The sequence below is a fragment of the Geobacillus sp. TFV-3 genome, from assembly GCF_009901865.1.
GTDB lineage: Bacteria > Bacillota > Bacilli > Bacillales > Anoxybacillaceae > Geobacillus > Geobacillus thermoleovorans_A.
The window spans coordinates 2802043-2827050 of record NZ_MPSP01000001.1 but is presented as its reverse complement, the minus strand read 5'-3'; the positions used below and the strand labels follow the sequence as shown (position 1 = coordinate 2827050).

13 protein-coding genes, 22 tRNA genes and 3 rRNA genes are annotated in these 25008 nt (G+C 51.0%); 32 read left to right on the top strand and 6 right to left on the bottom strand.

The window, feature by feature from the left end:
• Nucleotides 1-207: 207 nt before the first annotated feature.
• The gene (locus BJQ97_RS14350; RefSeq protein ID WP_160157081.1) at nucleotides 208-1257 is read left to right on the top strand and encodes a DnaD domain-containing protein; all 1050 of its coding nucleotides are present in this window, start codon (nucleotides 208-210) and stop codon (nucleotides 1255-1257) included.
• Nucleotides 1258-1300: 43 nt separating this feature from the next.
• Here BJQ97_RS14350 and BJQ97_RS17735 read toward each other — a convergent pair whose 3' ends face one another.
• From BJQ97_RS17735 to BJQ97_RS14335, 3 genes are all read right to left on the bottom strand, one after another.
• A complete protein-coding gene (locus BJQ97_RS17735; RefSeq protein ID WP_236567278.1) occupies nucleotides 1301-1723 on the bottom strand; it encodes a hypothetical protein in 423 nt (140 codons plus the stop codon).
• Between the two features lie 206 nt (nucleotides 1724-1929).
• Nucleotides 1930-2002: transfer RNA gene (locus tag BJQ97_RS14340), tRNA-Ala, on the bottom strand.
• A gap of 72 nt (nucleotides 2003-2074) precedes the next feature.
• The gene (locus tag BJQ97_RS14335; protein ID WP_011232387.1) at nucleotides 2075-2752 is read right to left on the bottom strand and encodes an MgtC/SapB family protein; all 678 of its coding nucleotides are present in this window, start codon (nucleotides 2750-2752) and stop codon (nucleotides 2075-2077) included.
• 116 nt (nucleotides 2753-2868) lie between these two features.
• On the opposite strand from BJQ97_RS14335, the gene BJQ97_RS14330 reads away from it, so the two are divergent.
• Nucleotides 2869-3777 carry a DMT family transporter gene (locus BJQ97_RS14330; RefSeq protein ID WP_160157080.1) on the top strand — a complete coding sequence of 303 codons (909 nt, stop codon included), beginning with the start codon at nucleotides 2869-2871 and terminating at the stop codon, nucleotides 3775-3777.
• Here the strand turns inward: BJQ97_RS14330 and BJQ97_RS14325 are convergent.
• On the bottom strand, nucleotides 3748-4566 hold the full coding sequence (locus BJQ97_RS14325) for a protein-glutamine gamma-glutamyltransferase (RefSeq protein ID WP_160157079.1): 819 nt from the start codon (nucleotides 4564-4566) through the stop codon (nucleotides 3748-3750). The two genes, BJQ97_RS14330 and BJQ97_RS14325, sit on opposite strands and share 30 nt — an antisense overlap.
• Before the next feature lie 836 nt (nucleotides 4567-5402).
• Between BJQ97_RS14325 and BJQ97_RS14320 the strand changes: the two genes are divergently transcribed.
• The 24 genes from BJQ97_RS14320 to BJQ97_RS14205 all read left to right on the top strand — a co-directional run bounded on the left by BJQ97_RS14320 (nucleotide 5403) and on the right by BJQ97_RS14205 (nucleotide 13256).
• A 16S ribosomal RNA gene (locus BJQ97_RS14320) occupies nucleotides 5403-6960 on the top strand.
• A 239-nt stretch (nucleotides 6961-7199) separates the two neighbouring features.
• A 23S ribosomal RNA gene (locus BJQ97_RS14315) occupies nucleotides 7200-10129 on the top strand.
• A gap of 242 nt (nucleotides 10130-10371) precedes the next feature.
• Nucleotides 10372-10488, top strand: a 5S ribosomal RNA gene (gene rrf / locus BJQ97_RS14310).
• Together the 16S, 23S and 5S rRNA genes with 21 tRNA genes alongside form the textbook arrangement of a ribosomal RNA operon.
• Before the next feature lie 8 nt (nucleotides 10489-10496).
• Nucleotides 10497-10572 (top strand) — tRNA-Val (locus BJQ97_RS14305).
• 151 nt (nucleotides 10573-10723) lie between these two features.
• Nucleotides 10724-10800 (top strand) — tRNA-Met (locus BJQ97_RS14300).
• 4 nt (nucleotides 10801-10804) lie between these two features.
• Nucleotides 10805-10880: transfer RNA gene (locus BJQ97_RS14295), tRNA-Asp, on the top strand.
• A 168-nt stretch (nucleotides 10881-11048) separates the two neighbouring features.
• A tRNA-Phe gene (locus tag BJQ97_RS14290) sits at nucleotides 11049-11124 on the top strand.
• A gap of 163 nt (nucleotides 11125-11287) precedes the next feature.
• Nucleotides 11288-11360, top strand: a tRNA-Thr gene (locus BJQ97_RS14285).
• A 295-nt stretch (nucleotides 11361-11655) separates the two neighbouring features.
• A tRNA-Lys gene (locus BJQ97_RS14280) sits at nucleotides 11656-11728 on the top strand.
• 7 nt (nucleotides 11729-11735) lie between these two features.
• A tRNA-Gly gene (locus BJQ97_RS14275) sits at nucleotides 11736-11810 on the top strand.
• A 5-nt stretch (nucleotides 11811-11815) separates the two neighbouring features.
• A tRNA-Leu gene (locus BJQ97_RS14270) sits at nucleotides 11816-11901 on the top strand.
• Between the two features lie 5 nt (nucleotides 11902-11906).
• A tRNA-Arg gene (locus BJQ97_RS14265) sits at nucleotides 11907-11980 on the top strand.
• 6 nt (nucleotides 11981-11986) lie between these two features.
• Nucleotides 11987-12060 (top strand) — tRNA-Pro (locus tag BJQ97_RS14260).
• 8 nt (nucleotides 12061-12068) lie between these two features.
• A tRNA-Ala gene (locus BJQ97_RS14255) sits at nucleotides 12069-12141 on the top strand.
• Between the two features lie 17 nt (nucleotides 12142-12158).
• Nucleotides 12159-12232 (top strand) — tRNA-Met (locus tag BJQ97_RS14250).
• 8 nt (nucleotides 12233-12240) lie between these two features.
• Nucleotides 12241-12317: transfer RNA gene (locus BJQ97_RS14245), tRNA-Ile, on the top strand.
• Nucleotides 12318-12336: 19 nt separating this feature from the next.
• Nucleotides 12337-12427: transfer RNA gene (locus tag BJQ97_RS14240), tRNA-Ser, on the top strand.
• A gap of 41 nt (nucleotides 12428-12468) precedes the next feature.
• Nucleotides 12469-12544: transfer RNA gene (locus BJQ97_RS14235), tRNA-Thr, on the top strand.
• Nucleotides 12545-12551: 7 nt separating this feature from the next.
• Nucleotides 12552-12624, top strand: a tRNA-His gene (locus BJQ97_RS14230).
• 167 nt (nucleotides 12625-12791) lie between these two features.
• Nucleotides 12792-12862, top strand: a tRNA-Gly gene (locus tag BJQ97_RS14225).
• A 6-nt stretch (nucleotides 12863-12868) separates the two neighbouring features.
• Nucleotides 12869-12945, top strand: a tRNA-Ile gene (locus BJQ97_RS14220).
• Between the two features lie 61 nt (nucleotides 12946-13006).
• Nucleotides 13007-13081 (top strand) — tRNA-Asn (locus BJQ97_RS14215).
• 6 nt (nucleotides 13082-13087) lie between these two features.
• Nucleotides 13088-13180, top strand: a tRNA-Ser gene (locus BJQ97_RS14210).
• Between the two features lie 4 nt (nucleotides 13181-13184).
• A tRNA-Glu gene (locus BJQ97_RS14205) sits at nucleotides 13185-13256 on the top strand.
• A gap of 299 nt (nucleotides 13257-13555) precedes the next feature.
• Here BJQ97_RS14205 and BJQ97_RS14200 read toward each other — a convergent pair.
• Nucleotides 13556-14221, bottom strand: coding sequence for a B3/B4 domain-containing protein (locus BJQ97_RS14200; protein WP_160157078.1), 666 nt, complete (start codon nucleotides 14219-14221; stop codon nucleotides 13556-13558).
• A gap of 52 nt (nucleotides 14222-14273) precedes the next feature.
• On the opposite strand from BJQ97_RS14200, the gene queG reads away from it, so the two are divergent.
• The 5 genes from queG (at nucleotide 14274) to yhbH (ending at nucleotide 20480) form a co-directional block, all read left to right on the top strand.
• On the top strand, nucleotides 14274-15416 hold the full coding sequence (gene queG, locus BJQ97_RS14195; RefSeq protein ID WP_160157077.1) for a tRNA epoxyqueuosine(34) reductase QueG: 1143 nt from the start codon (nucleotides 14274-14276) through the stop codon (nucleotides 15414-15416).
• 61 nt (nucleotides 15417-15477) lie between these two features.
• A complete protein-coding gene (locus BJQ97_RS14190) occupies nucleotides 15478-16341 on the top strand; it encodes an amidase domain-containing protein (protein WP_160157076.1) in 864 nt (287 codons plus the stop codon).
• A gap of 20 nt (nucleotides 16342-16361) precedes the next feature.
• A complete protein-coding gene (gene trmL / locus BJQ97_RS14185) occupies nucleotides 16362-16835 on the top strand; it encodes a tRNA (uridine(34)/cytosine(34)/5-carboxymethylaminomethyluridine(34)-2'-O)-methyltransferase TrmL (protein WP_025950429.1) in 474 nt (157 codons plus the stop codon).
• A 311-nt stretch (nucleotides 16836-17146) separates the two neighbouring features.
• Nucleotides 17147-19042: a PrkA family serine protein kinase gene (locus BJQ97_RS14180; RefSeq protein WP_160157075.1), complete on the top strand. Its 1896-nt coding sequence runs from the start codon at nucleotides 17147-17149 to the stop codon at nucleotides 19040-19042.
• Nucleotides 19043-19322: 280 nt separating this feature from the next.
• Nucleotides 19323-20480: a sporulation protein YhbH gene (yhbH, locus tag BJQ97_RS14175; protein ID WP_160157074.1), complete on the top strand. Its 1158-nt coding sequence runs from the start codon at nucleotides 19323-19325 to the stop codon at nucleotides 20478-20480.
• 375 nt (nucleotides 20481-20855) lie between these two features.
• Here yhbH and BJQ97_RS14170 read toward each other — a convergent pair whose 3' ends face one another.
• Nucleotides 20856-22514, bottom strand: a complete 1659-nt coding sequence (locus tag BJQ97_RS14170; protein WP_160157073.1) for an IS1634 family transposase — start codon at nucleotides 22512-22514, stop codon at nucleotides 20856-20858.
• Nucleotides 22515-22991: 477 nt separating this feature from the next.
• Between BJQ97_RS14170 and BJQ97_RS14165 the strand changes: the two genes are divergently transcribed.
• On the top strand, nucleotides 22992-24950 hold the full coding sequence (locus BJQ97_RS14165) for a PhoX family protein (RefSeq protein ID WP_160157072.1): 1959 nt from the start codon (nucleotides 22992-22994) through the stop codon (nucleotides 24948-24950).
• The last annotated feature ends 58 nt before the right edge of the window (nucleotides 24951-25008 follow it).

Below are 25008 nucleotides of genomic sequence, written 5' to 3'. Positions count from 1 at the left end.
GAACGAAGCAGCCGCGATGATGGTTTTCAACGCATCGTCGCGCATTTTATGCCGATTCTTGCTGTTTTTCCATGCGAAATGAAGCCTACATGGCGGTTATCGCGTTCTTAGGCCGTTTGCTTTCGTTCACGATAAAGTTTATCAAAAAAGTGAAATGATGAGGAACTATTTCCTCGATAGAGGATGTTGGAGGAGGGAGAGGATGGCATGGCCGCCTTGCTTTTGGATGATCAACCGCTGATCGTTTTGCCTAAACTGGCTATGGCGATCGGGTTGAATGAAAGCATCGTCGTGCAGCAGCTGCATTACTGGCTCGAGAAAAGTGAAAACGTCCATGACGGCTATAAGTGGGTGTACAACACGTACGGAGATTGGCAGGAACAATTCCCGTTCTGGTCGGAAAGCACGATTCGCCGGATCATCACTAAGCTTGAAAAAATGGGGATCATCGTCGCGGCGAATTTTAACCGTTCCAAGATTGACAAAACGAAATGGTACCGGATCGACTATGACAAACTGGCTGAATGGACGCAAGAAACGCTGGGCGGGCAAGATGAACAGACGATCGTTCAAGATGACGTTTCGATGCTTCAAGATGGCGCTTTGATGGTTCAAGATGGGGTTTCGACGGTTCAACATGAGCAGACGACGGGCGGCATCGCCGATCCATCTGTTCAAAATGAGCAGTCCAGCTGTTCAAACTGGCCAGTCGAGCCGCTCAATTTGACCACATCCATACCAGAGAATACTTCAGAGATGACGTCAGAGATGAAAAAAGAAGACGAAGAAGACGCGCGCGTGCGCACATACAAGGAGATCGTTCGCTTCTATGAGGAGAACGGATTTGGGGTGATCGGCGATTATTTGCGGGAAAAGATCAACGTGTGGGTGGACGAGACGTCCGAAGAGCTGGTCTTGGAAGCATTGAAAATCGCGGTGGAAAACGGCGCAAAACGGTGGGTGTACGTCGAAACGATTTTGCGGGACTGGACGGAAAAAGGATATCGCACCGTGGACCAAGTGCGCGCCGCACGGTTGGCGTTTCGGGAACAGCGGCTAAAGCAGCGATCATCTCTGTCTTCATCCGATGGCGGCAGAACGATGCGCAAACCGATCCGCACCGAGATCGTGCCAGATTGGCTGAAGATGGATTACAGCCAGCCGGAAGACGACGATTTTGACATCGAACAAGCGCGTCGAGAGCTTGAGGAGAGGTTGAAAAAATACAAAGACCATCCAGACGGAGCATCTCCGTGAGGATGGCATGAACATCTAAGCCGGGCTGAACGAGAAGCGGGGCCTACTTGATCCGTTTCAGTTCAGCTTCGTGTTGAATGGAGCGGGCGGACAGCAAATCGATAATGCGCTGCTGGTTTTCTTGAATTTCCTCTAACCGTTTGATGGAATCGGAGGCGTCCAGAACAGCCCACTTGATGAGAGGAAGGTCAGCCACATCTTCTTTCGTCGCCATGTTGTTTTCCACTTGATCCAACCTCTCGTTAAGCTGATGAATCTGGCGGTCGAGCCGTTGGTTGAGGTGGTCAAATTTTCCGTTGAGCTGGTGGATCTCATGGTCAAGTCGCTGGTTGAGCTGGTCAAACTTTTCGTTAAGCTGATGAGTCTCGCGGCCGAGCCGTTGGTTGAGCTGGTCAAGTCCTTGAACGAGCTTTTCGTTAAGCTGATGAAACTGATTCAAAATTTGTTTGAGCAACTGCTCATTCATGATTGTTCCATCCTTTCCAATCATACTAACAAAATATGGGAGTTTCTTGGAAGTGTTGATGAGCTGGAGAACCGGCGTCCTTGTTCGAGGGAAAAGGCAGGAAGGCTTGCGCACAGTCAAATTGATGCATAGTGGATAATCAACAATTGTGATATGCATCCGACTTTGTTTGAAAGAAAACCCTTGCTACGCAAGGGTTTTGCGAATGGAGCATACCGGGCTCGAACCGGTGACCTTCGCGCTGCCAGCACGACGCTCTCCCAACTGAGCTAATGCCCCAAAAAAGGATATGGATGATCTGTCCATGTCCCATTATATATATGGATGCGGACAATTGCAATCCTTTTTTGATCACCCGCTTTCAATATCAACGTGCACAACATCGTCAATGGAGCGGATGACGTAGTAAAGTTCGGCGGTCGAGCGCTTTTGGTCAATGACGGCTCTTAGTTTCAGCAAATGTTCATTCTCTTCAACGTCTTTAATGCGCATCGTTTTAATGTTGATGTCCTGTTGTTTTAAATGGTCGATGACCTTTGTAATGTTTTTGGCGTCCGCCACGGTGATTTGCAACAGCACCTCTTTTTCGCGCAGCTGCTTCGGCCCGAAAAAATTGATCAAAAACGGAATGAGTTCCACACTGACAATGAGAAGCGCGACGCCGAACGCCGATTCCCAATAGAAGCCTGCGCCGACCGCCACTCCAATCCCTGCCGCCCCCCAAATGATCGCGGCGGTCGTCAGCCCGGTGATGCTGTCGTTGCCGCGGCGCAAAATGACGCCTGCCCCTAAAAAACCGACCCCGGACACAATTTGCGCCGCCAGTCGAAGCGGATCCATTGTAATATGGTCTTTAAGCGGAAAGACGTACGCCGATTCGATCGAAACGATTGTAAGCAAGCAGCTGGAAATGGAAATCACAAGACACGTTTTCAACCCGACCGGTTTTCTCTTCAATTCCCGTTCCAGCCCGATGATCAGCCCGAGAATGGCGGAAATCCCTAGTTTGAGGAACGGATCAAACATCATCGTTTCTCACCTCATTCATGGTATAATGAAAGAAAACGCCCGATGACGCCTGTTTTCGCCCGGCGTGAAAACGGCGGCCAGGGATTGCGCTTGAAGAGACAAGGAGAGGAAAACGAATGAAGCCTTCAAGCACTACAAAGGCTTATGCCGCTCTATTCATCGGCGCGCTTGCCGTATCGACATCGGCCATTTTCGTCAAATGGTCGCAGGCGCCGTCCGCGGTGATCGCGTTTTATCGGCTCTTTTTGGCCGTCGCCATCATGACGCCGTTATTCCTCCGGCATCGAAGCGAACTCCGAGGCATCTCTTGGCGCGATTGGCTGTTTTCGCTTTGTTCCGGGGTGTTGCTTGCCTTTCATTTTATCCTTTGGTTTGAATCGCTCGACTATACATCCGTTGCCAGTTCGGTCGTGCTTGTGGCGATGCAGCCGCTGTTTGCCTTCGCAGGCGGCGCGTTGTTTTTCCGCGAACGGTTGACCGTCGCCGCGTTCGGGAGCGCGGTGTTGGCCATTATCGGCAGCGTTCTCATCAGCTGGGGAGACTTCCGCGTCAGCGGCGAGGCGCTGTACGGTGATGGATTGGCGCTGCTTTCGTGCGCGTTTGTCACGGCGTATTGGCTGTTTGGCCAAGAGGTGCGCCAACGGTTGTTATTGGTGACGTATACATACATCGTCTATGGCATCAGCGCGGCGGTGTTGTGGCTGTACGCGATGCTGTTTCGCCTTTCGCTGACGGCGTATCAGCTGACGGATTGGCTTTGTTTTCTCGCTCTCGCCGTCATTCCAACGCTGCTCGGCCATTCGGTCATGAACTGGGCGGTCAAATGGGTGAGCGCCTCGACGGTGTCGATGGCGATTTTATTTGAACCGATCGGCGCCTCGGCTCTGGCATGCTGGCTGTTTGGCGAACCGATCCGTCCGTTTCAATGGATCGGCGGTATTTTTATTTTAGCAGGAATCGCCCTGTATTTGTGGGAGAAAAACGAAAAAGGCCCGCTAACGGCGCAAGAACGCAGCGGACCCTAGGGTTCCGACGATAAAGCGCGGGCGGCGGATCGGCAGGCGGAATTCATCGAAGCCGCGGGCGAATTGGGACAAATAAGCGAAATCGACTTGCGTGATATCGGGAAGCAGGTAAGCGGATTTCGTCGCTCCCCGTTTTCGTCTTCGATTGAGCGCGGCGATGATGCCATCCTGCGTCTGAATGCCAATGCCATGCCCGTAAAACAAGCCATCGCCCAAGTAGATCGTGTTTTCCCCTTGCCATTGCGGCGTCAACGGATCGAATTCCGGGTTTTTGAAATAGAGGCAATCTCCGGGGAGAAAGTGTTCATCTTTTTTTGTTCGAATGCCAAGATCCTGGTCGGTATGCCAGTCATACAGCAACAAATCCGCAAACAACCGGTTGAACGCTGATGTGTCAATCACGTCAAGCACGGCCTTGTAAAACACGATGACGATCGCGGTCGCGCATTCAAACGCGTATCGCTCGCTATGGACAAAAATGTCCTTGATCGCTTCTGAAGCGGGGACGTCCGGACGAAGATGAAAGCCGCCGCGCTCGTCCCGCGTCCAAAAATCGCTGTTGCAGCGCGAAAAACGGAAAATGGCAAACCGCGCTCGGCTTTTCGCCAACTCGCTCGCCGACCGAACAATGCGGTCGCGCAAGACGATCTCGAATCGAAGCTGCCGTTCATTCGGGTATGTGTATAATTGCGGCGAAGAAACAAGAGCATCTAAGATTCGTTGTTCGCTGGCCGGAAGCGAAAACGAACTCGAAACGTCAAAGTTGATGGGGGACAACACGCGAATCAAAGTGAAGATGCCTCCTTGCTTGAAAAGATTGAAGCAACCAACGATGCCATAGAAAAAATGTATGCACGCGCGGCGGCGTTCATTCCGCTTTTTTAAAAGGCAAAGATTGTTTTCATGTTGGATGGAGGGACAAGATGGCTCATGGATGTCTTCGGGGGGAGTGGACGGCGTATAATGGGCCTCACAAACGAAACACGTTGAGGATTTGGGCGCGAGTGCGCTCACTTCTATGAAAGCGTAGAAGGCCGGTGAAAAACAACCATTTCCCCTAAATCGATGGTTCTCGAGTGAAGAGCAACATTTATAAAGTTTCTCAATTTGATAAATGTCATTGTTGAACCGCATTTCCTGTTCAATCACCAGCCTTTTAGGCAGCCATTGATGCGTAAGCGGGCCTTCTGAGCCGCCATTTGTATTGTCAACAATAGTTGGGCGGTGCATAGATGGATCAGGAATGGAGAAGAGGGAAAGAGGATGGATCGTCGCGTCCTAAAAGTTTTTTAAAAAAGGTGTTGCATTTGTGGAGTTAAGGTGGTATATTAAAAAACGTCGCTGATCGAAGAGGTTGTTTGACAGCGATGTGAAGCAAAAAAGCAGTTGACATCGAAAAAGATGTTATGCTAACATAAAAGAGCTGTTTGAGAGAGACAAAACAGCCGAAAGTTTGTTCCTTGAAAACTGAACGAAACGAAGCGCAATAGAAAAGCGGAGGCGGGCGTTTCGCCGCGACGGGCAAATGTTCTTCGCCTGCAGGGATTTCTAATCCCGAAGGCGAAGGTTATTTGACCCCGAGCGGCGGCGAGCCGAAGCTGGATCATGCAGGAAGTAATCTACTTTCTTTGGAGAGTTTGATCCTGGCTCAGGACGAACGCTGGCGGCGTGCCTAATACATGCAAGTCGAGCGGACCGGACTGGAGCTTGCTCTAGTTTGGTCAGCGGCGGACGGGTGAGTAACACGTGGGCAACCTGCCCGCAAGACCGGGATAACTCCGGGAAACCGGAGCTAATACCGGATAACACCGAAGACCGCATGGTCTTCGGTTGAAAGGCGGCGCAAGCTGTCACTTGCGGATGGGTCCGCGGCGCATTAGCTAGTTGGTGAGGTAACGGCTCACCAAGGCGACGATGCGTAGCCGGCCTGAGAGGGTGACCGGCCACACTGGGACTGAGACACGGCCCAGACTCCTACGGGAGGCAGCAGTAGGGAATCTTCCGCAATGGGCGAAAGCCTGACGGAGCGACGCCGCGTGAGCGAAGAAGGCCTTCGGGTCGTAAAGCTCTGTTGTGAGGGACGAAGGAGCGCCGTTCGAAGAGGGCGGCGCGGTGACGGTACCTCACGAGGAAGCCCCGGCTAACTACGTGCCAGCAGCCGCGGTAATACGTAGGGGGCGAGCGTTGTCCGGAATTATTGGGCGTAAAGCGCGCGCAGGCGGTCCCTTAAGTCTGATGTGAAAGCCCACGGCTCAACCGTGGAGGGTCATTGGAAACTGGGGGACTTGAGTGCAGGAGAGGGGAGCGGAATTCCACGTGTAGCGGTGAAATGCGTAGAGATGTGGAGGAACACCAGTGGCGAAGGCGGCTCTCTGGCCTGCAACTGACGCTGAGGCGCGAAAGCGTGGGGAGCAAACAGGATTAGATACCCTGGTAGTCCACGCCGTAAACGATGAGTGCTAAGTGTTAGAGGGGTCACACCCTTTAGTGCTGCAGCTAACGCGATAAGCACTCCGCCTGGGGAGTACGGCCGCAAGGCTGAAACTCAAAGGAATTGACGGGGGCCCGCACAAGCGGTGGAGCATGTGGTTTAATTCGAAGCAACGCGAAGAACCTTACCAGGTCTTGACATCCCCTGACAACCCAAGAGATTGGGCGTTCCCCCTTCGGGGGGACAGGGTGACAGGTGGTGCATGGTTGTCGTCAGCTCGTGTCGTGAGATGTTGGGTTAAGTCCCGCAACGAGCGCAACCCTCGCCTCTAGTTGCCAGCATTCGGTTGGGCACTCTAGAGGGACTGCCGGCGACAAGTCGGAGGAAGGTGGGGATGACGTCAAATCATCATGCCCCTTATGACCTGGGCTACACACGTGCTACAATGGGCGGTACAAAGGGCTGCGAACCCGCGAGGGGGAGCGAATCCCAAAAAGCCGCTCTCAGTTCGGATTGCAGGCTGCAACTCGCCTGCATGAAGCCGGAATCGCTAGTAATCGCGGATCAGCATGCCGCGGTGAATACGTTCCCGGGCCTTGTACACACCGCCCGTCACACCACGAGAGCTTGCAACACCCGAAGTCGGTGAGGCAACCCGTTTCGGGAGCCAGCCGCCGAAGGTGGGGCAAGTGATTGGGGTGAAGTCGTAACAAGGTAGCCGTACCGGAAGGTGCGGCTGGATCACCTCCTTTCTAAGGAGAAAAGCGGAGGCTGTTAATAGCCGACTTTACCAATTCATTGCGCTTTCGTTTCGTTCAGTTTTGAGGGAACGAGTCATGTTCTCTCAAATGTTTTGCGTCTGCGTCTACAAGCGGATTCGGAGAAACCGAATTCCTCGACGCAAGACTGCAGAGAAGCAAATTCAGGAAGCAGTCTCGTTCCTTGAAAACTAGATAACCGATTGACACAAGGAAGAAGCCGAGACGCTTTAGGTTAAGCTAGAAAGGGCGCACGGTGGATGCCTTGGCACTAGGAGCCGATGAAGGACGGGGCAAACGCCGAAACGCTCCGGGGAGCTGTAAGCAAGCGTAGATCCGGAGATGTCCGAATGGGGGAACCCACTGTCCGTAATGGGGCAGTATCCATGCCTGAATCCATAGGGCATGGAGGGCACACCCGGGGAACTGAAACATCTTAGTACCCGGAGGAGAAGAAAGCAAACGCGATTCCCTGAGTAGCGGCGAGCGAAACGGGAACAGCCCAAACCAAGAGGCTTGTCCTCTTGGGGTTGTAGGACCGCTCACGATGGGAGTGAGAAAGGAACGGGGTAGACGAACCGGTCTGGAACGGCCGGCCGGAGAAGGTGAGAGCCCTGTAGTCGAAACTTCGTTCCCTCCCGAGCGGATCCTGAGTACGGCGGGACACGAGGAATCCCGTCGGAAGCAGGGAGGACCATCTCCCAAGGCTAAATACTCCCTAGTGACCGATAGTGCACCAGTACCGTGAGGGAAAGGTGAAAAGCACCCCGGGAGGGGAGTGAAAGAGAACCTGAAACCGTGTGCCTACAAGTAGTCAGAGCCCGTTGATGGGTGATGGCGTGCCTTTTGTAGAATGAACCGGCGAGTGACGATGGCGTGCGAGGTTAAGCCGAAGAGGCGGAGCCGCAGCGAAAGCGAGTCTGAAGAGGGCGTTTAGTACGTCGTCGTCGACCCGAAACCAGGTGATCTACCCATGTCCAGGGTGAAGGCCGGGTAACACCGGCTGGAGGCCCGAACCCACGCACGTTGAAAAGTGCGGGGATGAGGTGTGGGTAGGGGTGAAATGCCAATCGAACTTGGAGATAGCTGGTTCTCCCCGAAATAGCTTTAGGGCTAGCCTCGGGTTTAAGAGTGTTGGAGGTAGAGCACTGATTGGGCTAGGGGCCCAAACCGGGTTACCGAACCCAGTCAAACTCCGAATGCCAACGACTTATGCCCGGGAGTCAGACTACGAGTGATAAGATCCGTGGTCGAGAGGGGAACAGCCCAGACCGCCAGCTAAGGCCCCGAAGTGCACGTTCAGTGGAAAAGGATGTGGAGTTGCAAAGACAACCAGGATGTTGGCTTAGAAGCAGCCACCATTTAAAGAGTGCGTAATAGCTCACTGGTCGAGTGGCTCTGCGCCGAAAATGTACCGGGGCTAAACGTGCCGCCGAAGCTGCGGGATGACCGTTGGTCATCGGTAGGGGAGCGTTCTAAGGGCAGAGAAGCCAGACCGGAAGGACTGGTGGAGCGCTTAGAAGTGAGAATGCCGGTATGAGTAGCGAAAACAGAGGTGAGAATCCTCTGCGCCGAAAGCCTAAGGGTTCCTGAGGAAGGTTCGTCCGCTCAGGGTTAGTCGGGACCTAAGCCGAGGCCGAAAGGCGTAGGTGATGGACAACAGGTGGAGATTCCTGTACCACCTTCTTCCCGTTTGAGCGATGGGGGGACGCAGGAGGATAGGGCGAGCAGGCGGCTGGAAGAGCCTGTCCAAGCCGTGAGGCTGATCCGCAGGCAAATCCGCGGGTCGCTAAGGCCAAGCGGTGACGGCGACGGAGCATTCCGGAAGTCCCTGATTCCACACTGCCAAGAAAAGCCTCTAGCGAGGGAAGAGGTGCCCGTACCGCAAACCGACACAGGTAGGCGAGGAGAGAATCCTAAGGCGCGCGGGAGAACTCTCGTTAAGGAACTCGGCAAAATGACCCCGTAACTTCGGGAGAAGGGGTGCTCTTTCGGGTGAAGAGCCTGGAAGAGCCGCAGTGAAAAGGCCCAAGCGACTGTTTATCAAAAACACAGGTCTCTGCGAAGCCGAAAGGCGACGTATAGGGGCTGACACCTGCCCGGTGCTGGAAGGTTAAGGGGAGCGCTTAGCGGAAGCGAAGGTGCGAACCGAAGCCCCAGTAAACGGCGGCCGTAACTATAACGGTCCTAAGGTAGCGAAATTCCTTGTCGGGTAAGTTCCGACCCGCACGAAAGGTGTAACGACTTGGGCGCTGTCTCAACGAGAGACCCGGTGAAATTATACTACCTGTGAAGATGCAGGTTACCCGCGACAGGACGGAAAGACCCCGTGGAGCTTTACTGCAGCCTGATATGGAATTTTGGTATCGCTTGTACAGGATAGGTGGGAGCCTGGGAAGCCGGAGCGCCAGCTTCGGTGGAGGCGGCGGTGGGATACCACCCTGGCGGTATTGAAATTCTAACCCGCACCCCTTAGCGGGGTGGGAGACAGTGTCAGGCGGGCAGTTTGACTGGGGCGGTCGCCTCCCAAAAGGTAACGGAGGCGCCCAAAGGTTCCCTCAGAATGGTTGGAAATCATTCGGAGAGTGCAAAGGCACAAGGGAGCTTGACTGCGAGACGGACAGGTCGAGCAGGGACGAAAGTCGGGCTTAGTGATCCGGTGGTTCCGCATGGAAGGGCCATCGCTCAACGGATAAAAGCTACCCCGGGGATAACAGGCTGATCTCCCCCAAGAGTCCACATCGACGGGGAGGTTTGGCACCTCGATGTCGGCTCATCGCATCCTGGGGCTGTAGTCGGTCCCAAGGGTTGGGCTGTTCGCCCATTAAAGCGGTACGCGAGCTGGGTTCAGAACGTCGTGAGACAGTTCGGTCCCTATCCGTCGCGGGCGGAGGAAATTTGAGAGGAGCTGTCCTTAGTACGAGAGGACCGGGATGGACGCACCGCTGGTGTACCAGTTGTCCCGCCAGGGGCACCGCTGGGTAGCTATGTGCGGACGGGATAAGCGCTGAAAGCATCTAAGCGTGAAGCCCCCCTCAAGATGAGATTTCCCACCGCGTGAAGCGGGTAAGATCCCTCGAAGATGACGAGGTCGATAGGTCCGAGGTGGAAGCGTGGCGACACGTGGAGCTGACGGATACTAATCGATCGAGGGCTTGACCTAATTAGAAAAGCGGAGGCGAGCGTTTCGCCGCGACGGGCAAATGTTCTTCGCCTGCAGGGATGTTCACATCCCGAAGGCGAAGGTTATTTGACCCCGAGCGGCGGCGAGCCGGAGCTGGACAACGAAAAGCGCAGGCTTGCGGCTTCTTCCGACGGTTATCTAGTTTTGAAGGAATGAACATCCTGTTGACAAATCCAACAGGATGGATATAATAAGGATTGTCCATAAGTTGATGATCATTGCCTAGTGGCTATGGCGGAGGGGAAACACCCGTTCCCATCCCGAACACGGAAGTTAAGCCCTCCAGCGCCGATGGTAGTTGGGGCCAGCGCCCCTGCAAGAGTAGGTCGCTGCTAGGCAACCCCGTGGAGGATTAGCTCAGCTGGGAGAGCACTTGCCTTACAAGCAAGGGGTCGGCGGTTCGATCCCGTCATCCTCCACCATTTTAATGAGTTTATCGCTTTGAGATGCAACAACGATGAATCTGCTTCGAGTTACCTCGAAGTATCTCACTTCCTTGAATCAACTAGTAGAGGAAGAGGCAACGAATAGCACACTCAGAGCATTATCAAAACTTACTGGCTTTCTTATCGCCGCGGGGTGGAGCAGTCCGGTAGCTCGTCGGGCTCATAACCCGAAGGTCGCAGGTTCAAATCCTGCCCCCGCAACCAATATGGTCCCGTAGTGTAGTGGTTAACATGCCTGCCTGTCACGCAGGAGATCGCGGGTTCGAGTCCCGTCGGGACCGCCATTTCATCAAACCTAGATTTTTTATAATGCTCGGTAGCTCAGTCGGTAGAGACGAGCTTCAACATCGCTGAATCTGCTTCGAGTTGCCTCGACGCATCCAGCTTCTTTGAATCAGCTGGCAGAGGAAGAGGCACAACAGCAACCAATGAGCATGGTGAAAAGAAAATATGGCTCGGTAGCTCAGTCGGTAGAGCAAAGGACTGAAAATCCTTGTGTCGGCGGTTCGATTCCGTCCCGAGCCACCATATAATTAAGATATGCATGCCGACTTAGCTCAATTGGTAGAGACGAGCATCCGCTTCATGGAATAAGTTGCGAGTTGCCTCGACGCATCCAGCTTCTTTGAATCAGCTGGCAGAGGAAGAGGCACAAAGCTCAACAATAAGTCACTTTTCTCATTCATATCGTGCCGGCTTAGCTCAATTGGTAGAGCAACTGACTTGTAATCAGTAGGTTGCGGGTTCAAGTCCTGCAGCCGGCATCTTTATTTTCAAATAAATCGTAAGCCATTAGCTCAGTAACGAGCGTTGCATCTTCGAGTTCGCTGTGAGTTGCCCCGACGCATTTGGCTTCCTTGAATGGGCTGGCAGAGGAAGGGGCAGGTAGAGCTAGATAATACTTAGAGTGTTTTCCTAACTATGAGCCATTAGCTCAGTAGGTAGAGCAACGAGCGAAGCATCTTCGGATTTGCTTCGAGTTGTCCCGACGCATACGACTTCCTTGAATGGGCTGGTAGAGGAAGGGACATCGTTGGTTGTGAGTGTATACTTAACTATGAGCCATTAGCTCAGTAGGTAGAGCATCTGACTTTTAATCAGAGGGTCGGAGGTTCGAGTCCTCCATGGCTCATCGTCTTGCGGAAGTAGTTCAGTGGTAGAACACCACCTTGCCAAGGTGGGGGTCGCGGGTTCGAACCCCGTCTTCCGCTCCACTTCCGCCGGGGTGGCGGAATTGGCAGACGCACAGGACTTAAAATCCTGGGGTAGGTAACTACCGTGCCGGTTCGAGTCCGGCCCTCGGCACTTGTGCGCTCGTAGCTCAATTGGATAGAGCATCTGACTACGGATCAGAAGGTTAGGGGTTCGAATCCTCTCGAGCGCGTTTGGTCGGGAAGTAGCTCAGCTTGGTAGAGCACACGGTTCGGGTCCGTGAGGTCGCAGGTTCAAATCCTGTCTTCCCGATTTATCATGGGGCCTTAGCTCAGCTGGGAGAGCGCCTGCTTTGCACGCAGGAGGTCATCGGTTCGATCCCGATAGGCTCCACCTTTTGACTTGAATGTGGCGGTGTAGCTCAGCTGGCTAGAGCGTACGGTTCATACCCGTGAGGTCGGGGGTTCGATCCCCTCCACCGCCACTATTATCGGACCTTTAGCTCAGCTGGTTAGAGCAGACGGCTCATAACCGTCCGGTCGTAGGTTCGAGTCCTACAAGGTCCACCATTATTATTGTTGCTTTTTTGGAGGAGTACCCAAGTGGTTGAAGGGGTCGGTCTTGAAAACCGAGAGGCGCCGCAAGGCGCGCGGGGGTTCGAATCCCTCCTCCTCCGCCATGTTTTGTTCTCGATGAATCGCGTAAATGTATTTGAACCATGCCGGCTTAGCTCAATTGGTAGAGCAACTGACTTGTAATCAGTAGGTTGCGGGTTCAAGTCCTGCAGCCGGCACCAGAACGAGGCGACTATGGCGAAGTGGTTAACGCACCAGATTGTGGCTCTGGCATGCGTGGGTTCGATTCCCACTAGTCGCCCTTTTCTTCAATATATTTGCGGGTGTAGTTTAGTGGTAAAACCGCAGCCACGAGCCTTCGCATCATCGAATCTGCTGCGAGTTGCCCCGACGCATCTGGCTTCCTCGAACAGGCTTGCAGAGGAAGGGGCACAGGGGAAGCGTGGGAGATATCAATCAAAATTATATGCGGGTGTAGTTTAGTGGTAAAACCTCAGCCTTCCAAGCTGATGTCGTGGGTTCGATTCCCATCACCCGCTTTTGATGGGCCTATAGCTCAGCTGGTCAGAGCGCACGCCTGATAAGCGTGAGGTCGGTGGTTCAAGTCCACTTAGGCCCACCATGTTTCATTGCATATTGTCTGAGGATTCGCTATAATAACTAATGAAATTTGTCATGATCATTCCGCAATAGCTCAGCGGTAGAGCAACCGGCTGTTAACCGGTAGGTCGTAGGTTCGAATCCTACTTGCGGAGCCATGTTACGGAGAAGTACCCAAGTGGCTGAAGGGGACGGTTTGCTAAACCGTTAGGTCGCAGTTTTGCGGCGCGCGGGTTCAAATCCCGCCTTCTCCGCCATAATGGCCCGTTGGTCAAGTGGTTAAGACACCGCCCTTTCACGGCGGTAACACGGGTTCGAATCCCGTACGGGTCACTGGTTGCTGGCACCAGAGATTCTGGTGCCTTTTTGTACAATTTGTTTTGTCGATTTTTGCGTTTTTTCTTGCAATGTGTGTAGAAATCTGTTATAATCTTTATCGTTAGTTGCAAAATTACGTTATGATTGTTGGGGACAACGCAGTGTTTCGTTTCGTTAAAGAACGAGGCATTGCGTTTTTTATTTCTCACCCTAAACCGAGAAGACCCCCACTTCCACGCGTGAGCGTAGACGGGAGAGCGTTCAAGCAGGGAGGGAGTCTCCCGTTTCCAACGGCAGAAAAGTGGGGGAGAAGATCAAACGAGCAATTGGGCGTCGGCTTCGCCGCCATGAATTTGCACAAACATCGTTTGGATGGCTTGAAGCTGGTGCTTGGCGGTTTCTTCTGGCGTTGATGGGAGAAAGTAAACGATTTGCAAAGCGTTTTTCGTTTCTCTCGTCACGGCGGTCCGCTCCGAATCGACGATCGGACTGCCAAACGGCCCTCGTTCATCTTTGCTGACGAGCTTGTTGGCAAAGTTGACTGTGCGGCCGTTTAACGCGATATATTCGTCTTGTTCCGTGCCGATCGTGAGCGTCACTGTCCCGTCGATGCGGTCTAGATCATAGATGCCGAGCGGAATTTTATAATAGAGTGAAAAAAAGTTGTTTATGTCCGCCGCTGAATGGATAGGTGGGATGAAGCTTTTTTTCTGGATGCGTCGGTACAGGCTTTCACTTGATGGTCGATAGCGGCTTGGGTCCGTTCCGATTTGTTTGAAAGTACGGCGCCATTCGACCATCTCGGGAATGTCGGTAATCGACTTTTCCTGCAGCTCGATGTAAAGAGATTCTTGAAACAGCTCAAGCCGCCCCCTTAACATTTGCGGTGAATCGCTGACCTCGATATGATGATAGCGAATGACGCCGAATTTGCCGGAAGGAAGGCGTTGCTTTAGCTGTTGCGATATCACGCATTTCATCTTGATCACCTCGGGTTTCATTTTACCATATATGATGAAAGGAGGGAAAACGATGGATGTTATGGCATTAAAGCAGGAAGTCGTTGAGTACAGTCGGTCAATCGGCATTGATAAAATTGGCTTTGCAAGCGCCGATCCGTTTGTTGAATTAAAGGAACGATTGCGCCGCCAGCAGGAGCTCGGCTATCAGTCCGGTTTTGAGGAACCAGATATTGAGAAACGGACAAATCCTTCATTGCTTCTTCCGGAAGCAAAATCGATTATTGCCATTGCCCTTGCCTATCCGTCCAAAATGAAAAATGCGCCGCAAGGGACAAAGACGGAACGGCGCGGCGTTTTTTGCCGTGCGTCATGGGGAAAGGACTACCACGATGTACTGCGGGAACGTTTGCAACAGCTCGAGGAGTTTTTGCTGACCAAAGTGCCCCATGCCCGCGTTCGCTGGATGGTGGATACTGGAGAGCTCGCCGATCGGGCTGTGGCGGAACGGGCAGGGATCGGTTGGAGCGGCAAGAACTGCTCCATCATTACACCGGAGTTTGGATCGTATGTGTATTTGGGAGAAATGATTACGAATATTCCATTTCCCCCTGATGAACCCGTTGAAAACCGATGCGGCACATGCACGAAATGCATTGACGCCTGCCCGACCGGGGCGCTTGTGCAAGGTGGGCAGCTGAACGCGCAGCGGTGCCTTTCTTTTTTAACGCAAACGAAAGGCTTTTTGGCTGATGAGTTTCGGGAGAAAATCGGGAACCGGCTGTACGGCTGCGATACGTGCCAGCAAGTCTGCCCAGAAAATAAGGGGAAAGACTTTCATTTGCATCCAGAATTCGAGCCGGATCCGGAAGCGGTAAAGCCGAAGCTCATCCCGCTGCTTCAGATGAGCAACCGTGAATTTAAAGAGAAGTTTGGGGCTATGGCGGGCTCATGGCGCGGGAAAAAGCCGATTCAGCGCAACGGCATTTTGGCGCTCGCTCATTACAAAGACCGAACTGCGGTGCCGCATTTATTGCGGTTGTTGAAAGAGGACAGCCGTCCCGTCATCCGTGGAACGGCGGCGTGGGCGCTTGGGAAAATCGGGGATCCAAGCGCCAAACCCTATTTGGAGGCTGCGCGGCAAACGGAGACGGATGCGGATGTGATCGCTGAGATTGAAAAAGGATTGAAACTGTTGTCCGAGGCAAAGGAATAGGGAAAAAAACGCAGCTTCCCCACATAAGGTAGTAACAAAAACGAAAGTGGTGGAAAGCGGCATGAAAAAACAGTTGCGCGCGTGGTTGGATGAGCGAGCCCGTTCGTTTGTGTCGGAAAGCAACGTACGGAACGAAGAAGCGGCAAGGAAGCAGCAGCTTTGCCAAAAGCGCGGCGCGGAGATCGTCCGTTGCACGATCCGGGGACAAATTGTTGGCAGGCAGACCATCGAGCGGGAAGCGAAAGTTATGTATATTGCCCACCATCAATTTTTAATTCAGCAAAGGGGTTCACTATATATAGAAGAACAGGTTGAGGAGCGATGCGCCTGTTTTGTTCGCGGTGAGCTTGTAGCTGATGAACCGATCAACCGGACGGGAGGCTATATGGAGGCGCCGCGCGTCGAACGGGAACAATGGACAGGGGAGCGTCTTTCTTACCAATATGACCGCGCCCGGGCGGTGCGGTATGCGGAAATGTGGTGGAATCGGCACAATCCGTCGTTTCCGTCGTTTCCAGTCGATTGCACGAATTTTGTCTCCCAATGCTTGTATGCGGGCGGGGCGCCGATGACGGGTTATCCGAACCGGACGAGGGGATGGTGGTGTCAAAACGGAAGTTGGAGTTACAGCTGGGCTGTGGCCCATGCTTTCCGTTGGTATTTGAGCGGGTCGCGCATCGGCTTGCAGGCGGTGGAAGTGGCGGAGCCGGAGCAATTGATGGCAGGTGATGTCATCTGTTATGATTTTCAAGGGGACGGACGCTTCGACCACTCAACGATTGTGGTGGCGAAAGATCAGAACGGGATGCCGCTTGTGAACGCCCATACGACAAACAGCCGAATGCGCTATTGGTCGTATGAGGATTCCAGTGCCTATACGCCGAACATTCGCTATAAGTTTTTTCACATCATCGATCGCAAATAAACGTTGTTGAGGTGAAGGAAATGCCGCTTCATGTAGTGTTATACCAACCAGAAATCCCAGCCAATACTGGAAACATCGCCCGCACATGCGCAGCAACCGATACGTCGCTCCATTTGATCCGCCCGCTCGGGTTTTCCACGGATGATAAAATGTTAAAGCGCGCCGGGCTTGATTATTGGCCGTATGTCAACATTTCGTATTATGACTCGCTTGACGAGCTATTCGCACGCTTTCCGGAAGGGGAGTTTTATTTCATTACGAAATTCGGGCGCCGGTATTATGATTCGTTTGATTTTAGCGATACGGAAAAGGATATTTTCTTTGTGTTCGGCCGCGAAACAACTGGGCTGCCGAAGGAGCTGCTTGAGGCCAATATGGATCGTTGCCTTCGCATTCCGATGAATGACAAAGTGCGCTCGTTAAACTTGTCGAACACGGCGGCCATTTTAGTGTATGAAGCGTTGCGCCAGCAACGGTTTCACGGATTGTCGTAAACAAAAAAACGACCTTCGCACCGGAGGTCGTTTTTTTTGGTCTTATTGTCTGACGCCTGGTTTGTCTTCATAGCCAGCGGTGAAAATGGCTGTCAAAAACGCAATGATAACCCCTAGCACAAGCAAAGTGCGCATCGTTTGTTCCTCCTTCAAGGCATTTTCCCTTTTATTATAACGAATATGGTCAAGCATGTGAATGACTGCGGCCGGTTGTTCGGAGACAAAATTTTTTTTGCGGCGAATGATGCGGGACATCCTCGCATAAATTGTAATAATCTTGCTGTTAGACATCAAGGGTGAGGAGGTCCTTTATGGATATTTTGCAAAAAATCGCCCGGTATCGGGAAGAAGAAGAAAAGTTGAAATGGGAAGGAACGTTTGCCGAGTATTTAAAGATTTTAAAAGAAAAGCCGTGGGTGGCCCAGTCGGCTCATTCGCGCGTTTATAATATGATCAAAGATGCTGGGGTCGAAGAGGTGAACGGACGGAAACGATATAAGTTTTTCAGCCAGCACTTGTTCGGGCTCGAGGAAGCGCTTGAGCGGCTTGTTGAGGAATATTTCCATCCAGCGGCGAAGCGGCTTGATGTGCGGAAACGGATTTTGCTGCTGATGGGGCCAGTTGGCGGTGGGAAGTCGACGCTTGTGACTTTGCTAAAGCGCGGGCTTGAAGAGTATTCCAAAACAGAGCGCGGTGCGGTGTATGCCATTAAAGGCTGCCCGATGCATGAAGACCCCCTTCACCTCATTCCTCACCATTTGCGTGACGATTTTTATAAGGAGTATGGCATTCGCATTGAAGGCGAGCTGTCGCCGCTCAATATGATGCGGCTTGAGAGAGAATACGGAGGACGCATTGAAGACGTGCTAGTGGAGCGCATTTTCTTCTCCGAGAACCGCCGCATCGGCATCGGAACGTTCAGTCCGTCCGACCCGAAATCGCAAGACATCGCCGATTTAACGGGAAGCATCGATTTCTCGACGATTGCGGAATACGGCTCGGAGTCCGACCCACGCGCGTATCGGTTTGACGGCGAGCTGAACAAAGCCAACCGCGGGATTATGGAATTTCAAGAGATGTTAAAATGCGATGAAAAATTTCTTTGGCATTTGCTGTCGCTGACGCAAGAGGGCAATTTCAAGGCGGGACGGTTTGCTTTAATCAGCGCTGATGAATTGATCATCGCTCATACGAACGAAACGGAATATCGGTCGTTCATTGCCAACAAAAAGAACGAGGCGCTCCATTCGCGCATCATCGTCATGCCGATTCCATACAACTTGCGCGTCTCGGAAGAAGAGCGTATTTACGAAAAAATGATCCGCGAAAGCGATGTCGCCGACGTGCATATCGCTCCGCACACGTTGCGGATTGCGGCTATGTTTACCATTTTAACGCGGTTGAAAGAATCGAAGCGGCCGGATGTGGATTTATTGAAGAAAATGCGCTTGTATGATGGCGAAATGATCGAAGGATTCAGCGAGGTCGATGTGGAGGAGCTGAAAAAGGAGCATCCGGACGAAGGGATGAGCGGCATCGACCCACGCTATGTCATCAACCGCATTTCCGCCTGCATCATTCGCAAAGGAGTGCCGTCGATCAATGCGCTTGATGTGCTCCGTTCGTTGAAAGAAGGATTGGATCAGCATCCATCGATCACGAAGGAAGATCGCGAGCGGTACTTGAACTTCATTTCGCTTGTGCGCAAAGAGTATGACGAAATCGCCAAACAAGAAGTGCAAAAGGCGTTCGTCTATTCGTATGAAGAGTCGGCGAAAACGTTGATGGATAACTATTTGGACAACGTCGAGGCGTACTGCAACAAGACGAAGCTGCGCGATCCGCTCACTGGCGAGGAAATGAATCCGGATGAAAAACTAATGCGCTCGATCGAGGAACAAATCGGCATTTCCGAAAATGCGAAAAAAGCGTTTCGTGAAGAAATTTTAATCCGCATTTCCGCCTATGCGCGCAAAGGGCAACGATTTGATTACAACTCGCATGAACGGCTGCGCGAGGCAATCCAGAAAAAACTGTTCGCTGATCTAAAAGATATTGTGAAAATTACAACGTCGACGAAAACACCGGATGAGCAGCAATTGAAAAAAATTAACGAAGTCGTCGCCCGCCTCATTGATGAATACGGGTACAACTCCACGTCAGCCAACGAATTGCTCCGCTACGTCGGCAGCTTGTTGAACCGCTAGGCATGCCTCAAGCCGCTGGGGCATGCTTTTTTCTTATCTTTTTAGCGCATTCTAGACGAAAAGGTCGGGGAGCGGTGTCTCTGCTTAAAGCGGTGTGAAATCGACAATCGGGCTTGTCCATCGTTTTGTTTTCCATATTCATTTGTCAATTATTTTTCGTTTTTGCATAGGATAAAATAAACCAACTTGGCATCATGATGGACCGTTTGGATGACGCCAACATAAGTATATGCGGGAAAGCGAAAAGTGTGAAAATGATTTTTTCGAAGGAGGGGAAAACATGAAGGGGAATTTTGTTATATCGAAAGAAGACTGGTCCCTCCACCGCAAAGGATATGATGACCAAAAGCGCCATCAAGAAAAAGTGAAGGAAGCGATCAAAAACAATTTGCCCGACTTAATTACGGAAGAAAGCATTATCATGTCCAACGGGCGCGATGTGATTAAAATTCCGATCCGCTCGCTCGATGAATACAAAATCCGCTACAATTATGAGAAAAACAAACACGTCGGCCAAGGGAACGGAGACAGCCAAGTCGGTGATGTGGTGGCACGAGACGGAAGCGGGGAGGGGCAGGGGCCAGGAAAGGGTCAAGGGGCTGGCGATTTGCCGGGCCAAGATTATTACGAAGCTGAAGTGTCGCTGATGGAGATTGAGGAAGCGTTCTTTAGCCAATTGGAGCTACCTAACTTGCAACGAAAAGAGCTGGATCAAAATGTAACCCAACATATTGAATTTAACGACATCCGCCGCACCGGATTGATGGGGAACATCGATAAAAAGCGGACGATGCTCGCCGCCTTCAAGCGCAATGCCATGAACGGCAAACCAGGATTTTATCCGATTTACCGCGAAGATTTGAAGTTTAAAACATGGAATGAAGTCGTCAAGCCGGAATCGAAAGCGGTTGTCTTAGCCATGATGGATACAAGCGGTTCGATGGGCATGTGGGAAAAATATATGGCACGCAGCTTTTTCTTCTGGATGACCCGCTTTTTGCGCACAAAATATGAAACCGTTGAGATCGCCTTTATTGCTCATCATACGGAAGCGAAAGTCGTCAGTGAGGAGGAGTTTTTCACGAAAGGGGAAAGCGGCGGGACGATTTGCTCGTCTGCATATCGAAAAGCGCTTGAACTGATCGAAACGAAATATTCTCCGTCGCGCTACAACATTTATCCGTTTCATTTCTCGGACGGCGACAACTTGACATCCGACAATGCCCGCTGCGTGAAGCTTGTTCAAGAGCTGATGAACGTATCGAACATGTTTGGGTATGGGGAAGTCAACCAGTACAACCGCCATTCAACGCTTATGTCTGCTTATAAAAACATTAAAGATGAAAAGTTTCGGTATTATATTCTTAAGCAAAAGTCAGACGTTTTTCACGCGATGAAGACGTTTTTCCGAAAAGAAGAAAAGAAAACGTTTGTGTAGCCCCTTGCTTCGTGTAAGGGGTTTTTTTGATTTCCAGACAAAATTCGACATGCTTACCTGGAATAATTTGTTGTTATTAAGATTGGAAAATGTGAGTGTTAAAAGGGGGACAAATGATGTACGTTGTAGACGGCACTGGTAGAATCTATTATCCGTCGAACTATACGAATTACTTATGGAATGGGCAAACATTGAGGAGGGGAGACAGGAACGATTATGTGAAAACTTTGCAGTCTTGGCTTTATAACTCACATTTCGCACCCCAGTAGTGCAGAAACAAAGGATTTTTTATTCATTTTTTTAAAATATTTTTTGAGCCAACACAACAAGCGATGGCAATCCTTTTTTTACCATCGCTCATCGTTCCTTATGAGATTAGACGTAAATGCTTTCGTCCATTCTCAACTCTTGCAGAATCCTTCGCTGCTCGTAGGTGAGCGGTTTCCCTAACGCGCGTTGGATTTGCCCATCCGGCAGCTCCAACAGGACGACTTTCACATACCAGAACAACTGAAAAATCGCCTGCCCGGTCGGTCGAGTCAGCTTGCGGCCTCCTGCGCCCTTTAACGGGCACTCCGGCGTAATAAACTGACGCACCCGGCGCTGGAAGACGCGGTAAATGGCCAATGCGAGGAGAAACAAATAGCCCAACACCGCCACTCGTTCCGGTTTTTTCACGTAAATCTCGTCCGTAAAGAACGGATCTTTCAGGAAGGAGAAGTTCATTTCCACCGAGATCTGCCCTTTATACAGCTTCAAGATCTCTTTCGCGTCCATTCGTCGGTCCTTCCATTCCTCCGGCACCGTCGTGACGAGAACAAACCGGGACGCTTTCCGTCTCGCCTGTTCCCACGCGTCTTGGTCGAATTCCACGCTCAGGCGAAGCGTGTACAGCGTCTCCATTTCCGGTTCCGCCCCTTTTTTCGGCCGTCCGCGCCGTTTTTTCGGACGCACGATCTCTTCGACGACGGCCTCCACTCGATGGAACCGGGGACGAAGGGATGCCTTGAGGGATGCCAAGGCTTGTTCGGCGTCTTCCCGGCACGAAAACGGGTGGCGCTCCCAACGGGCTTGTTCCTGCGCAAGAAGCTCCGCTTCTTGTGCTCGTTCTTTTTCGAGCGTCTTTCCTTTCCGTTGGTCGAGGGCACTCGATTCGACGACGACCAGCCGAACCGGATGTCCTTCATACGTCGATGTCGTTTCCCATACCCGATACGTGGCGCCGTTTTTCTCCGCCAGCGAAAATGGATCGCTCCACGTCGTGTCCCTGGCATCGGCTTGCGCCAGCACGGTTTTCACGATCCGGAGCGACGAAGGGCCTCTGGTGATCAAAAAGGCGTTCGCCGCTTTCGTTTGCGCCAGCGTGTCCTTCGTCATCGCGGCGGAATCCGCCACATAAATCCATTCGTCCTCGATCTTCGCTTGCTTCAGCTGCTCATGGACACGGGACAGCACCTCGGGATTCCACGTTTTGTCCGGCAGGTTGCCGTCGTGCACATCTCCATAAAAAGGAACGCCATCCTCGTTGCCGATCAGTCCGAAGCCGATCTGCTTTTGCCAATGGTGTTGCCGGTTGTAGCCATGGGCAATATGCAGGGTATCCGGCGAGGCCGATTCATACGTGCCGTAAACCGATACATCGGTCGTATCGGCATGGAACACCCGAAGGGGGATGCCTTCCTCCTTGTAGATCTGCACAAGGCAAGCCGAAATGACTTGATGGATGTTGGCATCATACAGGCGATCCAGATGGCGGGCGATGGCATCGTCATTGAACCAAGAAGGCTGGAGCCCCGGCCGGATCAGCTTGGGCAAATCGATTTCATGCGCCCATCGTTCCAAATGAACCAGCGCTTGACGGCCGCTCAAGATATCCAGGATGAGCAGCCAGACCACATCGCTGGCTCGGGTTTGGCATTGGGGATCCACCGGAACTAGCCGGTCAATCAGCTGGGGGAGGCCAAGATCCTTGAAGATGGCGCTTATTATATTCAAATAGGAACTTTCATAAATAGCACGAATTCGAACGTCCATGGTGTGGAAACTCCTTTGCATTCCTTGTGTACCAAGGACCTATTCGACATCGGGATGAAAAAATCCTCCCGATTTTCGTCGGGAGGGTGCGAAATGTGAGATAAATACAACTGGGAGGTTTAACTTATGGCGGACGAAAAAGTAGACCCCCTATTTTTTCGACTGTCGGAGGCAAGTCTGTGACTTGCCTTCGTCACGCCTTCGCGTGACAGAGGACCGAACAACCAACCGCTTCACAGACAAATGTATTTGTCTGGAAGCGGTGTTGTTCGGTCACCCGACAGTCGGAAAACACCGATTACTCCATAAAAGACGAAAACGTTAAAGTTCTAAATTGCATTTATATAGTTTTGTTAAAAGGAAAATGGAACCATTTTTACATAAATTAACATTTAATTTACGAATCTATTAAAATATTTTAACAATGATCCTGTTAAATGTAAGTAGGATATTTATTTTATTACAAGGAGGAAAAAGATGAAAAGGAAAGGAATTGTCGTTGCTTTGGCTCTTGGAATGATGGTTCCGGCATTGCACCCATCTCAAGCTGCAACAAAAGAAGTAAAGATTGAATCGATCTCATTTAGCGGCTCGAGAGTACCAACTACCGCTGAAGAAATGAGCAAGCCGTTTACAACAGCTTCAGTTGTTGTAAAGTATACGGATGGAAAAACAAAAAACTTCCCGCTTACATATAAGCAGCTTTTTAAAACAACCGATCGGTTTAAAATGTCCAATGGCGAGACGTTCTCAGCAGGTACACCAACGGATTATTATGGTGACCCAATTACCGACAAATCCGTAGATGGAAAACCTGTTCATTATGTATCTGATGCGCCTGATGCGAACAGCTTGCTTCGTCCAATGAAAGACGGTTCTTTGTATCTTGTTTCTCATTATGAATATGATTCCTTGGACAATGCTGGAAATCCGGCATGGCGCCGTGTACCTGCTTCGATGACGTTAACGAAACTATATCAAAATATGAAAACAGGAGAGCTAAAGATTGCAACTGTTGATAAAATTGATTTTTCAACAGTAAACGGTTTATGGGTGCCGTGCAACGGCTCGTTAACGCCATGGAATACGCACTTAGGTTCAGAGGAATATGAGCCTGATGCTCGTTCATTTGAATTTGACACATCAGATAAGCCCAGTCAATCAACAGCTCATTTAAAAGATTTTGCAAAGCTATATTTTGATGATGAGAAAAAAGCAAACCCTTATTATTACGGCTTTATTCCTGAAGTGTTTGTCAGTTCTGACGGAATGACGCGCGTTGTGAAACATTATAGTACCGGACGTCGTTCTAATGAATTGATGGTTGTCATGCCGGATGAGCGTACCGCTTACTTTGGAGACGATGGCGAATATACAATGCTGTTTATGTATGTGGCTGATAAGCCGCGTGATTTGTCAGCTGGCACATTGTATGCGGCGAAGTTTATACAAACAAGTGCAGAAAACGGCGGGGCCGGCAATTTAGAATGGATTAAACTCGGGCATGCGACGGATAAAGAAATTAAACGGATCATTGATAAAGGCATTAAATTCAGCGATATTTTTGAAGTGTCGAATGAACCAAAAGAAGGGTTTACTCCTGTTAAGCAATACTCAGGACAAGGTGCAAACTATGGCAAAATAGAATATTTGAAATTGAAGCCGGGTATGGAAAAAGCTGCGGCATTCTTGGAGACGCGTCGTTATGCAGCGATGTTGGGGGCAACAAGCGAGTTTAATAAAATGGAAGGTTTAGCGGTGAACGCGAAAGACAAAAAAGTGTATGTAGCGATTTCTGATATTAGCAAAGGTATGGAGAAAAACAATCAAGACCCAACGGATCACATTCAATTACCGAAAGTGAAAGCTGGTGCGGTTTATGAGTTAAGCTTAGAGCCAAGACAAAAGAGCACAGCTGGTGAGCCGATTAACAGTAAGTATGTTGCTTCTTCTATGAAAGCCCTCATTGTCGGTGAAGATTTGGCTCAACCTGACGCTTACGGCAATAAAGCGAACGTGAATAAAATTGCTGGCCCGGATAACTTAAGCTTTTCTGAGGATTATCGCACATTGTTTATCGGAGAAGACAGTAGCCAACATATTAACAATTTTGTATGGGCGTATAATGTGGATACGAAAAAGTTATCCCGCATTTTATCTGTTCCCGCTGGTGCAGAGGCAACAGGACTTCAAGCGGTTGATAACCGAAATGGATTTAGCTACATTATGAGCAATTTCCAGCATCCGGGGGACGAATTAGACAATTTTGCACCGACAGCTGTCAAACTTGAGGATGTGAAAAAAGCGATCAATGCTACATATGGAATTAATCAAGCTGGAGCTGTTGGCTATATCCAAGGGTTGCCGAACATTCAAAAACTTCAGGAAGAATTAAAGAAACAGCAAAAAGCTCAACAGAGCAAAAAGAAAAAATAAGAGATAACAGAAAGTCTGCCCCATAACTGAATGAGGCAGACTTTTTTTATAAGGCATG